The organism is Soonwooa buanensis, from assembly GCF_900167905.1.
GTDB lineage: Bacteria > Bacteroidota > Bacteroidia > Flavobacteriales > Weeksellaceae > Soonwooa > Soonwooa buanensis.
Window position 1 is genome coordinate 25,974 of the sequence record NZ_FUYZ01000009.1, and the last position, 12,963, is coordinate 38,936.

Annotated in this window: 14 protein-coding genes; 9 read left to right on the forward strand and 5 right to left on the reverse strand. The window is 35.4% G+C overall.

The window, feature by feature from the left end:
• Nucleotides 1–32: 32 nt before the first annotated feature.
• Complete coding sequence (locus tag B5X62_RS11895; RefSeq protein WP_079667652.1) at nucleotides 33–671, forward strand: MBL fold metallo-hydrolase; 639 nt, start codon at nucleotides 33–35, stop codon at nucleotides 669–671.
• A 132-nt stretch (nucleotides 672–803) separates the two neighbouring features.
• On the opposite strand, the gene B5X62_RS11900 is transcribed toward B5X62_RS11895, so the two are convergent.
• Together B5X62_RS11900 and miaA are read right to left on the reverse strand one after the other, a co-directional pair.
• Nucleotides 804–1,364 carry a thioredoxin family protein gene (locus B5X62_RS11900; protein WP_079667653.1) on the reverse strand — a complete coding sequence of 187 codons (561 nt, stop codon included), beginning with the start codon at nucleotides 1,362–1,364 and terminating at the stop codon, nucleotides 804–806.
• 2 nt (nucleotides 1,365–1,366) lie between these two features.
• Entirely contained in the window at nucleotides 1,367–2,269 is a 903-nt protein-coding gene (miaA, locus tag B5X62_RS11905; protein ID WP_185116722.1) for a tRNA (adenosine(37)-N6)-dimethylallyltransferase MiaA, read from the reverse strand.
• 67 nt (nucleotides 2,270–2,336) lie between these two features.
• On the opposite strand from miaA, the gene B5X62_RS11910 reads away from it, so the two are divergent.
• Both B5X62_RS11910 and B5X62_RS11915 read left to right on the forward strand, forming a co-directional pair.
• Nucleotides 2,337–3,491 (forward strand): methionine aminotransferase, encoded by a 1,155-nt coding sequence (locus B5X62_RS11910; protein WP_079667655.1) that lies wholly within the window; start codon nucleotides 2,337–2,339, stop codon nucleotides 3,489–3,491.
• Nucleotides 3,488–4,051: a DUF2911 domain-containing protein gene (locus B5X62_RS11915; RefSeq protein WP_079667656.1), complete on the forward strand. Its 564-nt coding sequence runs from the start codon at nucleotides 3,488–3,490 to the stop codon at nucleotides 4,049–4,051. Before B5X62_RS11910 ends, B5X62_RS11915 begins: the two co-directional genes overlap by 4 nt.
• Before the next feature lie 208 nt (nucleotides 4,052–4,259).
• Here the strand turns inward: B5X62_RS11915 and hutG are convergent, their stop codons facing one another.
• From hutG to B5X62_RS11930, 3 genes are all read right to left on the reverse strand, one after another.
• Entirely contained in the window at nucleotides 4,260–5,177 is a 918-nt protein-coding gene (hutG, locus tag B5X62_RS11920; protein WP_079667657.1) for a formimidoylglutamase, read from the reverse strand.
• Between the two features lie 2 nt (nucleotides 5,178–5,179).
• On the reverse strand, nucleotides 5,180–6,403 hold the full coding sequence (gene hutI / locus B5X62_RS11925; RefSeq protein ID WP_079667658.1) for an imidazolonepropionase: 1,224 nt from the start codon (nucleotides 6,401–6,403) through the stop codon (nucleotides 5,180–5,182).
• A 140-nt stretch (nucleotides 6,404–6,543) separates the two neighbouring features.
• Nucleotides 6,544–8,031, reverse strand: coding sequence for a catalase (locus tag B5X62_RS11930; protein WP_079667659.1), 1,488 nt, complete (start codon nucleotides 8,029–8,031; stop codon nucleotides 6,544–6,546).
• A gap of 168 nt (nucleotides 8,032–8,199) precedes the next feature.
• On the opposite strand from B5X62_RS11930, the gene B5X62_RS11935 reads away from it, so the two are divergent.
• From B5X62_RS11935 to B5X62_RS11955, 6 genes are all read left to right on the forward strand, one after another.
• On the forward strand, nucleotides 8,200–9,153 hold the full coding sequence (locus B5X62_RS11935; protein WP_079667660.1) for a hydrogen peroxide-inducible genes activator: 954 nt from the start codon (nucleotides 8,200–8,202) through the stop codon (nucleotides 9,151–9,153).
• Between the two features lie 189 nt (nucleotides 9,154–9,342).
• Entirely contained in the window at nucleotides 9,343–10,623 is a 1,281-nt protein-coding gene (gene metK, locus B5X62_RS11940) for a methionine adenosyltransferase (protein WP_079667661.1), read from the forward strand.
• A gap of 79 nt (nucleotides 10,624–10,702) precedes the next feature.
• Nucleotides 10,703–11,200, forward strand: coding sequence for a hypothetical protein (locus B5X62_RS11945; protein WP_245797191.1), 498 nt, complete (start codon nucleotides 10,703–10,705; stop codon nucleotides 11,198–11,200).
• Between the two features lie 180 nt (nucleotides 11,201–11,380).
• Nucleotides 11,381–11,971 (forward strand): RNA polymerase sigma factor, encoded by a 591-nt coding sequence (locus B5X62_RS11950; RefSeq protein WP_079667663.1) that lies wholly within the window; start codon nucleotides 11,381–11,383, stop codon nucleotides 11,969–11,971.
• Nucleotides 11,972–12,024: 53 nt separating this feature from the next.
• Nucleotides 12,025–12,162: a hypothetical protein gene (locus tag B5X62_RS15565; RefSeq protein WP_185116719.1), complete on the forward strand. Its 138-nt coding sequence runs from the start codon at nucleotides 12,025–12,027 to the stop codon at nucleotides 12,160–12,162.
• A gap of 77 nt (nucleotides 12,163–12,239) precedes the next feature.
• Nucleotides 12,240–12,944, forward strand: coding sequence for an HAD family hydrolase (locus B5X62_RS11955; RefSeq protein WP_079667664.1), 705 nt, complete (start codon nucleotides 12,240–12,242; stop codon nucleotides 12,942–12,944).
• The last annotated feature ends 19 nt before the right edge of the window (nucleotides 12,945–12,963 follow it).

Here is a 12,963-nt window from a genome sequence, read left to right on the forward strand (position 1 = left end):
ATTTGGTATTTTTGTAATATTAAGAAATACCTATGTTACACATCAAGACTTTTGCATTTAATCCATTTTCGGAAAATACATACATTATCTACAACGACGACAAAGAAGCTTTTATCATCGATCCGGGAAATTTCCAAATCCACGAGACGCAACAGATAGAATCTTTCTTGGATGACAACCAACTAAAAGTTAAAAACATTTTGTTGACGCATGCACACATTGACCATGTTTTGGGACTTCAGTGGGCTTATGACAAATATGATGTTCCTGTATTGTTACACCTTAATGATAAAGAATTATTGGACAGAGCGCCAATGAGCGCGATGCAATTTGGATTTGCTTTTACGCCTTTTGTTGGAAATTTAGAATTTCTAAACGATGGTGACGTTATTAAACTTGGCGATGAAGAATTTAAAATTTTGTTTGTACCAGGCCATTCACCAGGAAGTATTGCTTTCTATAACGAGAAAGAGGCTTTTGTAATTTCGGGCGATGTTTTATTTTACGGAAGTATTGGCAGAACGGATCTTTATAAAGCGAGTTACGAACAACTTATTGAAAGTATCAAAACAAAGTTATTAGTTCTGAATCCCGACACCAAAGTCTACAGCGGACATGGCGATCCAACGACTATCGGTTTCGAAAAAGATTTTAATCCTTTCTTGAAGTAAACTTCATTTAAAAATTTCACAAAGCAATTTAAGATTTTGAGAAAAATAGTAAAACTGATATTTTTTTTAAACCACAAATGCTTTTCATTCAATAAAAAAACGCTCTCAAAAATTTGAGAGCGTTTGTATTTACTAAGCTTTCCACTTGATATTACAACCCATACTTGGTTTTTGTATATCTTCTTGTGGTTGGTCAGCCAAAAGGTTTTCGAAAGCAATGATAAGATCTTCACCTGTTATTTCTTTTTGATTTCCCGGACGCGAATCATCCATTTGACCACGATATACCAATTTTAAATCTTTATCAAACAAAAAGAAATCTGGCGTGCAAGCTGCTTCATAAGCTTTAGCAACTTCTTGAGATTCATCATATAAATATGGAAAATTAACACCATGTTCCTCCGCAAAATCTACCATCAACTCTGGTCCATCAGCTGGATATGCAATTGCGTCGTTAGAACTAATTGCAATAAACTCGATGCCTTGTGATTTATAATCGTCATAAAGTTCAGCCAATTTTTCGATCACATGCAATACAAAAGGACAGTGATTACAGATGAACATCACCAAAGTCGCTTTTTCACCTTTCAGCGCATTAAGCGTTTCAATTTTATTTTCTTTGGAAGGATTAGGTAGCGCAAAATCTGCAGCAACAGTTCCTAAAGCCAACATATTAGAAGGAGTATTAGCCATTTTTATAAAATTTTGTGAAGCAAAGATAAGCTTTCTTCAACAGAATTTTCGTAGTTAACCCAATTAACATCAACTAACTTTTTGTTCCAAGTGACTTGACGTTTTGCATACCGACGCGAATTCTTTTTAATTTCCTCAATCGCAAAGTCCAGCGTCCATTCGTCATCCATGTACCGAAATAATTCGGTGTAACCAACAGTTTGCAAAGCAACTTTATCACGATGTGACAAAAGACCTTTTGCTTCTTCTAAAAGACCTTGTTCCATCATAATATCTACGCGACGATTAATTCGGTCATAGATAACTTCTCGTGGCGCATCGATGCCAATTCTTATGGTTTCGAAATTTCTTTTATTTTTTGGAGAATCAAGATTTTCAGTATAAGATTTCCCTGTTTGAAAAATAATATCCAAAGAGCGGAATAAACGTCGTGGATTTTCTAAATCGACATTGTTGTAATAATCTGGATCTAAAATTTTCAAAAGATTTTGAAGTGGTTCGATGCCCTCTTTTTCAAAAATAAATTGCAGCAGTTTTTGGTTGTCTTCGTCGGCTTCTGGCAAATCGTTCATACCTTCAACAACAGCTTTTTCGTACATACCACTACCACCAACCATAACAACCACATCGTGACTACTGAATAATTCGTCCAATTTGTCAAGTGCTTCCTTTTCGAATTGCCCTATCGAATAATAATCATCAATGCTAAGATTACCTATAAAATGATGCGGAACTTCGGCCAATTCTTCATCCAAAGGCACGGCGGTTCCTATTTTCATCTCTTTATAAAACTGTCGCGAATCACAAGAAATAATCTCAGTATTTTGAGACTTTGCAATTTCGATTGCCAGTTTAGTTTTTCCGATTCCGGTTGGTCCTACAACAGAGATGAGCCTTTTCAAAATTTTATTTTTTGCGAAAATACGAAATCGAATAATTATTATTAATTTTAATCCACTTTTGAAACAAAATATGACACCAAATATTCAATCCAAATTACCCAATGTCGGCATCACCATCTTTACAGAAATGAGCCAACTCGCAGCAAAAGAAAACGCAGTTAATTTATCGCAAGGTTTTCCTGATTTCCCGATTGATGCAAAGCTCACTCAATTTCTAGAAGAAGGTTCTGCAAAAGGACTCAACCAATATTTACCAATGCCTGGTTACATTGGACTTCGCGAAGCTATTTTGAAAAAAATGTATGACAGTCACAAAGCGACCTACGACATCGAATCCGAAATTACCGTAACGGCTGGCGCAACACAGGCTATTTTCACCGCAATTGCGACCATTGTTAAACCTGGTGACGAAGTTATTATTATAGAACCTGCTTACGATTGTTACGAACCGACGATTCAACTTTTTGGAGGTGTTACAAAACGTTTAATTCTTCACAAACCAGATTATGTCATCAATTGGGAAGATTTTAAAAATTTAATTAGCAACAAAACAAAACTCATCATTTTTAACAATCCAGGAAATCCTTCAACTCGAATTTTAAGAGAATCCGATATTCAGGAATTGATAAAAATTGTTAAAGACACCGATATCTTTTTATTGAGCGACGAAGTATATGAAAATATCACTTTCGATAATAAAGAGTATTTGAGTTTTGCACGTTATTCTGAACTAAAAGAAAGAAGTTTTATTGTAGCATCTTTCGGAAAACTGCTTCACATTACAGGTTGGAAGTTGGGTTATATTTTAGCACCAAAAGAAATGATGTCAGAATACAGAAAAGTCCATCAATACAATGTTTTTTGCGTCAACTCGCCATCGCAATATGCGATTGCAAAATACATGGACGAGGTTTTGGACTATCATGAAATTGCAAAAATGTATCAAGCCAAACGCGATTATTTCCGCAATGCGCTTGCTGGCACGGATTTCAAATTACTCAATTGTGAAGCCACTTACTTCCAAGCGGTCGATTATTCTGCAGTTTCAGAACTTGGTGATAAAGATTTTTGCAAACATTTAACACAAGTTTATAAGGTTGCAGCTATACCTTTCTCGGCGTTTTATCATAATTTTATGGACGAAAAAGTAATTCGCTTTTGTTTTGCAAAAAAGCAGGAAACTTTAGATCAAGCAATTGAAAATTTAGTTAAACTTAAAATATGAAAAAATTAATTGGGCTTAGCCTTTTGTGTTTCGGGCTAATGGCAACTGCACAAACTAAAAACGATCCCAAACAACTAAAATTCGCAAACATCGACGTAAGTCCGTTGGACATGGTGTACTATCCGTTGGATGCGGCGACTGGCAAAAATGTAACACCGATTATGAAGGTGACTTACTCGCGTCCGTCAAGCAAAGGAAGAGCAATTTTCGGAAACTTGGTGAAGTACAACGAAGTTTGGCGTTTTGGCGCTAACGAAAACACAGAGCTTAAAGTTTTCAAACCTATCAAAATCGACGGTAAAGAAATCCCTGCTGGCTGTTATAGCATCTACGCGATTCCTGGTGAGACCGAATGGACCGTTATTATCAACAAAACCACAGACGTTTGGGGCGCTTACGCTTACAACACGGCTAACGACCTTGTTCGCGTCAAAGTACCGGCTACCAAGTTGACTTCGCCGATGGAATATTTCTCAATTAGCTTTGTAAAAACTGACGACGGCGCCAATATGGTTGCGGGTTGGGACACAGCGCAAGTTAGCTTGCCAATTCAGTTTTAAAATATTTTTGGGCGTGCCCCAACACCCCGACTGGAAGAAGATTTCGTTTTTTGAAGGAAGATTCTAGCAGTCGGGGCGCTGGGTCGGTCTCCTACGGACTACACTTCGTTTCGGTCCACGTAAAAGGCGAAGCCGCAGGCTTCGCCTTTTGCATGGACTTTGTCTTCCAGACAAATCCTCCGTCCACCTCACGCACCGCCGTTGTCCTCTAAACCATAAAAAGTTCATTAACAAGACAAGCAGCCAAACGCGCCGTTCTATCTTGAATATCAAACTCTGGATTCACTTCCGCAACATCCAAAGCTTTTAGTTTTTGACTTGCCAAAATATGTCTGTAAAGATTCATAAAAGCAGGATCAGCCATCATTCCATTATAGGCAGAAGCGCTTACGCCAGGCGCAATCGCCGCATTGAAAACATCCATACAAATCGTGACATACAAGACATCGACACTTTCCAAAAATCGATTCACTTCAATATAAAGTCGAGGAAGATTCTCGAAAAATAATTCCTCTGCAAGAATGTAATTCATTCCTAATTGATGAGCCGTATCGAACAATTTCAGTGTATTACTATTTCTTTGGATTCCGATATGCAAACTGTTAATTGGTCCTTCTTGCGCAATTTGCCAAAATCCCGTCCCCGAACTAGCAAGACCATTTTCAGGTTCACGATTATCAAAGTGTGCATCAAAATTTATAATACCAATTTTAGCATTAGGAAAAGCTTTTCTCATGCCAGAATAATGTGCAAATGTAATCTCATGTCCACCACCAAGTCCAACAGATTTTCCACCTTTCTTCAAAACCTCCGAAACTTTCGTCGCAAAATCTTCTTGACTTGCTTCTAGGTTTTGATTTTCACAGACAACATTTCCAAAATCCAACAATCTAAAATCCGCCTGTACAACAGGAAAGTTCGACATATTCTTACGAATAATATCAGGAGATTTTGCTGCGCCGACACGACCTTTGTTACGTCTTACACCTTCATCCACCGCAAATCCATGAATTGCAAAAGCATTTTCTGACACATCAGAAAAATCATTGGTATTTTTAACACGTTGAAAAATTCGATGATACAACGCTTCATCACCATCAAAGCGACCCTGCCAATCAAATGCCATAATTATATTTTTTCACCGTTAATAAAAGTATGTTTTGCAGACATACGACCTTGATAATACAACACATTGTTGAAATTATCTGTTTCAAAACTTACAAAATCCGCTTTTTTATTTTTTGCGATAACGCCACGATCTTCAAAACCAAGCGCGTAAGCTGCACGATAAGTCATCGCTGCCAAAACTTCCGCTGTCGTCAATTTTTGAAACGTTGCCAGAATAGAAGCTTGTGTAATCAGATTCCCCATCGGTGCAGAACCTGGATTCCAGTCACTTGCGATTGCGAAAATAGCGCCTGCGTCTAGCAATTTTCTAGCTGGTGCAAATCGATCACCCAAACCAATACTTGCGCCAGGCAATGCGATAGCAACCGTATTTGACTTCGCTAAAAAATCAATATCTTCATCAGCAGTTGCTTCGAGATGATCCGCAGATTGCGCACCAACTTCAACAGCAACGCGAGAACTTCCCGCTGTGAATTGATCCGCGTGTACTGTAATCAAAAAGCCCATTGCTTTTGCTTTTTCCAAGAATATTTTTGATTCTTCTGGTAAGAAAGCAGATTTTTCTATAAAAATATCAACACGCTTCGCCAAATCTTCTTCTTTAACTTTAGGAAGAATTTCATTTAAAATATAATTCAAATATTCTTGATTTCCACCATCGAAATCTTTCGGTTTAAGATGTGCTGCCAAACATGTAGGAACTAAAGTAGCTTTAGTAAGATCTTGCGCTTTTTTAACAATTCGAAGCATTTTTAACTCTTCATCAACGTTTAATCCATAGCCGCTTTTAATCTCAATTGTTGTAATACCCAAACTTAAAAGATAATCGATTCTTTCTAAAGTCGTTTTTAACAATTCTTCCTCAGAAGCATCACGTGTATGTTTTACACTACTCCAAATACCACCACCAGCTTCTGCAATTTCCAAATAAGTTTTACCAGCATTTCGCATTGCAAAATCGTTAGCTCGATTTCCACCAAAACAAATATGCGTGTGCGCATCCACCAAAGCTGGCAAAAGTACTTGTTCGGTATCGATTAAATCAATTGATGCATTCGGGTTGTTAGATTTTAATTCTTCAAAATCGCCAGTTGCTACAATTTTTTCATCATCAACCAAAACACCAGCATTTGTCATTATTTCTAAGGATTCGTCTTGTATTTTTCCTCTTAAAGGAAGTTTATCTAAAGTTACAATTTGTCTAAAAGGACCTATAATTTTCATAAATAAAATTTAGAGCAATAAATTTAAGAATAATGTTTTATCTACGCCTTGTGAATCGCGATCGGATTTTTATTTAAAACAAAAATGCAGCTTTCTGCCGAAACAAAAAACTGCACTTTCTATAATGAAAAATCTAAAACTTACTTGGCGTGATTCATCGTATTAGCATCAATATTAATTTGTAAACCTTGTGCCACACGCATTCCTAACTCAATATTTGCACGAAAGAAATGACACAATTGTCTGTTAATAATCAAATCTCGATGTGGACCCGAAATTCCGCTCATGGATGAAATAATATTATTAATCAAAGCATTTCTATCGTCAGCATTCATAGCTTTTGTGTATAGCAATCCTGGTTGCGTGTAGTGATCATCATCGTTTTCATTTCGATTAAAATTAGCCACATGATTGTTATCTAGCTCGTATTCAAAATTTTTATACGCAGCATCGGGATTGACGTTGTCAAAACTATTTGGATAATAATTTGGTCTGTCTTTGTAATTACTCGAATCTGCCATAACACCGTCTCGTTGATAATTGTTAACTGCAAAAGGGCAACGATTAACTTCTAAAAGATGCGAATTAGCGCCCAATCTGTAACGATGCGCATCTGGATATGAGAACAATCTACCTTGCAACATCTTGTCTGGCGAGAAGCTAATTCCGTCAACTAAATGACTCGGTGAAAATGCAGCCTGTTCTACATGAGCAAAGTAATTAACAGGAATTTCGTTAAGTTCCATTTCGCCAACTTCAATTAAAGGAAACTCCGAATGTGGCCAAACTTTAGTCACATCAAAAGGATTCCAACGGAAATCCTTAGCCTGCTCTTCCGTCATGGTTTGGGTATACAAAGTCCATTTTGGAAAATCACCAGCTTCGATAGCATTAACCAAATCTTCTTGTGCAAAATCTGGGTTTTCACCTTTCATTTTGGTAGCTTCTTCATTAGTAAAGTTCTTGATACCTTGTTTTGTTTTAAAATGAAATTTAACCCAAGTTCTTTCATTCTGAGCATTAATCATCGAGAAAGTATGTGAACCAAAACCGTGCATGTGACGATAACCATGCGGCGTTCCACGATCCGACATCAATATTAAAACTTGATGAAGTGACTCAGGATTAAAACTCCAAAAATCCCACATCATCGTCGCACTTTTAAGATTGGTTTTAGGTTGTCTTTTTTGAGTATGTATAAAATCTGGAAATTTTTTTGAATCTTTAATAAAGAAAACAGGCGTGTTATTTCCCACCAAATCCCAATTGCCATCTTCTGTATAAAATTTAAGCGCAAAACCTCTTGGATCCCTTTCTGTATCGGCACTTCCCTTTTCTCCTCCAACGGTAGAAAATCGTGCAAACATTTTGCATGAATTTCCAACTTTAGAAAAAAGTTTCGCTCTTGTATATTTAGTAATATCATGAGTCACCGTAAATTTCCCATAAGCTCCCGTCCCTTTCGCATGGACAACACGCTCTGGTATACGTTCTCTTACAAAATGCGCCAAATTTTCTTGAAGTATAAAATCCTGCAACAACACAGGTCCTCGTGGACCAACTGTCTGAGAATCTTGATGTTCAAAATATGGCGAACCAACTGCATTTGTTAACTTATCCTTGCTCATAAAAACTAAGTTTTGGGAGTATAAAGTTAAGCATTATCTCATTATTTTATGAAGACTAAAGCATAATTATTAGTTAAAAGAAAATGTCTTCTAAAAAACCAAACAATTGAAAAAAATATTCACCAAACAAATTAATAGTTATATTTGTAATAGATAAAGTATATTAAAGTGAACATTCAACAACTAGAATATCTTATTGCTGTCGATAAGTATAAACATTTCGGGAAAGCTGCTCAAGCTTGTTTTATCACGCAACCAACGCTTAGTGCGATGATTCAAAAATTTGAAGAAGAACTAGATCTTAAGATTTTTGATCGTACAACACATCCAATTCGTACCACAGATGCGGGAAGTGTGATCATCGACCAAGCAAAAGAAATTGTTGATTCTGTCAACGAACTAAGAAACAAAGCGCACCAACTTAACAACATACTTGCTGGTAAAATAAATATCGGAATTATCCCAACAGTAGCCGGTTACATTCTTCCAACCGAAATTTTTAGTTTTATTTCTAAAAATCCACAGATCGATCTTAATGTTAAAGAAATGACAACCGAAAACGTCATTAAAGCTTTAAAATCGGGAGAATTGGACGCAGGAATTATCTCTACACCTTACGATGCAGCTAATGAATTCTATCACGACTTCTTATTTAATGAAGAATTGATGCTTTATGCTACTGATGAAGATTGTCAAAAGAAAGAAGAACGCTTCATTGTTCCTGAAGAAATCGATGTTGACAAAGTTTGGTTACTCGAAGAAGGCAACTGCCTGAGAACTCAATTTGAAAACATTTGTCATTTAAAAGAGAATAAATTAAAACCTAAAAATTTGGACTTTGCAGCATCCAACGTCAACACGTTAATCCAAATGGTTGATAAGTTAGGAGGCATCAGCATAATCCCAGAAATGGGCGTTGAGCAACTTGGACCAGAGCAAAAGTGTAAAGTAACAAGATTTAGAAAACCTTTCCCTTATCGTGAAATAAGTTTGATCTATTACAAACCGACTTACAAGCAAAGAATTATTGATGAGCTTATTTCTGAAATAAAATCTTCTATAGAGAAACGCCTTAATTACTACAAAGCGCCTAACGATTATAAAAATGTAAAACCTCAGTAAATGAGGTTTTTATATTTTTATGATACAATATTTTGCTAAGACAAAAATAGTATTTAACTTTGCATCTCAAACTAGAGGAAAAATTTGACCTGATTGCAACCTCCATAAAAAATGCTAAAACAGAATTATCTTTTTAGTTCCTTTTATATTGCAATCGCAGGTTTTTCTACAATTTAAAAAAGGAATATTATGCCATATTTATTTACATCCGAATCGGTATCGGAAGGACATCCTGACAAAGTTGCGGATCAGATTTCTGACGCGCTAATCGACAATTTTTTAGCGTATGACAAAGACTCAAAAGTTGCTTGCGAAACGCTTGTAACAACAGGTCAAGTTGTATTGGCTGGAGAAGTTAAGTCGGAGGCATATCTAGATGTACAATCAATCGCGAGAGACGTTATTAACCGAATTGGTTATACAAAAAGCGAATATATGTTCAACGGTGATTCTTGCGGTGTTATTTCTGCAATCCACGAACAATCTTCAGACATTAACCAAGGTGTTGATCGTGCGGCTTCTACAGAAGATTTTGAAGCTAAAGCAAATGCACAAGGTGCTGGTGACCAAGGGATGATGTTTGGTTATGCAACCAACGAAACCGAAAACTATATGCCGTTGGCTCTAGATTTAGCACATCAAATCCTTAAAGAACTTGCTGTTCTTAGAAGAGATAATGATGCGATTAAATATCTGCGTCCAGATGCGAAAAGTCAAGTAACCATCGAATACTCTGACGATCACAAACCAATTAGAATCGACAGCATTGTTGTATCAACACAACACGATGATTTTGGTTCTGAGGAAGCGATGCTTGCAAAAATTAAGAAAGATATCATCGAAATTTTAATTCCTAAAGTTCGCGAAAAGCAAAAACCAGAGATTCAGGCTTTATTTAATGATCAAATTAAATATCACATCAACCCAACTGGTAAATTCGTAATCGGTGGACCTCACGGCGATACAGGATTAACAGGTAGAAAAATTATTGTTGACACATACGGAGGTAAAGGTGCTCACGGTGGTGGCGCGTTCTCAGGAAAAGACCCTTCAAAAGTTGACCGTAGTGCTGCTTATGCAACAAGACACATTGCGAAAAACCTTGTAGCAGCTGGTGTTGCTGACGAAGTTTTGGTACAGGTTTCTTATGCAATCGGCGTTGCAGAGCCTTGTGGGCTTTACATCAACACTTACGGAACATCAAAAGTTGACCTTCACGATGGCGAAATTGCAAATCGTGTTACAAAATTATTTGATCTTCGCCCTTATGCTATTGAGCAAAATTTAAAACTTCGTAATCCTATTTATCAAGAAACTGCGGCTTATGGCCACATGGGTAAAGATTATTATGTAGGAAGTAAAACTTTTAATAAAGGACATAAAAACGAATTAACCTTAGATAATCTAGAATTCTTCACTTGGGAAAAACTTGACCGAGTTGATGACATCAAAAAAGAATTCGGTTTATAAAAATATATTCAAAATCTTTGGCAGCTTTATTCATTTGGATAAAGCTGTTTTTTTTATTTTTGAATTTTAAATTTCTAATATGAGTTTCAATAAAATATTTTTTATCATAAGTCTAATCTTTAGTTCGATATTTTTTAATCAGACTAAAGCGCAAATGACAACGCATTGGCTACTAAACACTGGTTATGTTTATCAAACACAAAGTTTCGGTGAAATCGGTGTTAAAGCTTTGTTTTTAAAAAACGATGATGTCTTGTACAGATTAGGCGGATCGGCTCTTTTGGGAAGCGCAAATGGAAAATTTGCAGCTATTCCTAAACTTCAAGGTGATGTATTATTAAATTTTCAAAAAGGTGTTGACCTTTATCACTCGCATTATTTTATTTTGGGTGCAGAAGCTACAACTAAGTATATTGCACCGAAAGTTGGTGTAAGTATTTTGGGAATCATCGACCTAACGGCGGGCTATGGCTTTGGGTTTTCTGGACAAAACATTAATGGAAAAGAATTGAAAGGCCTCAACATAAACTTCGGTCTTAACCTCCCTTTTGTAATGTTAAATGATATGCTTAAATAATTTTAACACAATAAAAATGTTAAAATTAAAAAATTAAGATTTCGTTAACTTTTTTTTCCTATATTTACCAACACCAAATCACCAATCTATCGACAAAAATTTTATCTCTTTTATAAATAATTAATGAAGAAACTAAGGAATACGCAAGTATTTCTATGAATTCATGTGAGAGATAGAGTTATGAAAACGCAAACCGATAGTCAATTAATCCATTTTTATCAAGGAGGCTGTGAGACGTCTTTATCAAGGCTGATCCACAGACATCAGAAAGAATTGTTCAACTTTATATTTTATAAAGTAATGGACGAAGAATTAGCCAATGACCTTTTCCAAGAGACTTTTATGAAAATAATTGTAACCTTAAAGGAAGGACGCTATAAGGAAGAAAACAAATTTATCCTTTGGGCAAAACGCATCGCCCACAATCTTATTATTGATCATTACAGGCTAAAATCGAAACACATTAAAGTGTCGGAATCATCTTATCAAGATGAAGAATTTAGCATTTTTGACATTATTAAAGAACCAGACGATAACATCGAAGATTTATTAATTAATCAACAAATTAACGATGATCTTTTCCGTATGTTATCCATGCTTCCGGACAATCAGCAAGAAGTTATTCGCTTAAGATTTTTTGATGGCTTAAGTTTTAAAGACATTGCAGAACACACAGATTCTAGTATTAATACGACTTTAGGACGTGTTAGATATGCACTTATTAACCTTCGAAAAATAATGGAAGATAATAACATAATTTTAACAAAATAGAATATAATATTTTGAGGCTTACGTCGTTTTAAAAATAAATAGTAAAGTAGCCTATGAAAAAAAACGACACATTAGCACTTAAAACTTTGAAACCCAAAAAGGAAACAATTGCATTTTTATTAAACTTCTCAAAAAGCTATGAGGTAGTTAAATTGAAAAATGGAAGTGCTCTTGGGATGATTAAGAATTAAGTTTTTCAACTTTAAATAGTTTTAGATTAATGAATACATTCATTTTGTATGGTTAAAATTGATTAGTTTTGTGCCTTATGGAAAATATAAGGCACATTTTTTTTGACCTTGATAACACACTTTGGGATCATCGCAAAAATGCTTACAATACAATCAAAGATTTATTTTTAAAACTAGAAATTAACGAAAAATATAATATTGATTTTGAGAGTTTTCACAAGACTTACGATCGTATTAATGAACATCTTTGGGAGTTAATTCGCGATGCTAAAATCGATAAAGACTATTTAAGAAAACATAGATTTTACGACACCTTTTTAGAATTTGGGGTAGATAATTTTGAGTTATCACAATATTTTGAAGAACATTTTCTAGATCGGATTCTATCTTATAATGACTTAGTTGAAGGCACTATTGAACTTCTTGACTACTTAAAATCTAAGCAATACAAACTACATATTATTTCTAATGGCTTTCAAGAAGTTACCGAAAGGAAATGCATTCTATCTGGTATTGATAAGTATTTTGAAACGATAACCAGTGCAGATTCCGTTGGTAAAAGAAAACCAAATGCAGAAGTTTTTAAGTTTGCTTTAAGTGAAGCTAAAGCAAATATTGACGAAAGTCTAATGATCGGCGACGATTGGATTGCTGACGTCATTGGCGCCACCAATTTTGGAATGAAGGTCATCTATTTTGATGCATTACATAAAAAAACACATCAGACGGAAAATATAAATATTGTCGATCACTTAACCAAAATAAAAAATATAATTAAATAAAAAAACCGCTAATTGCGGT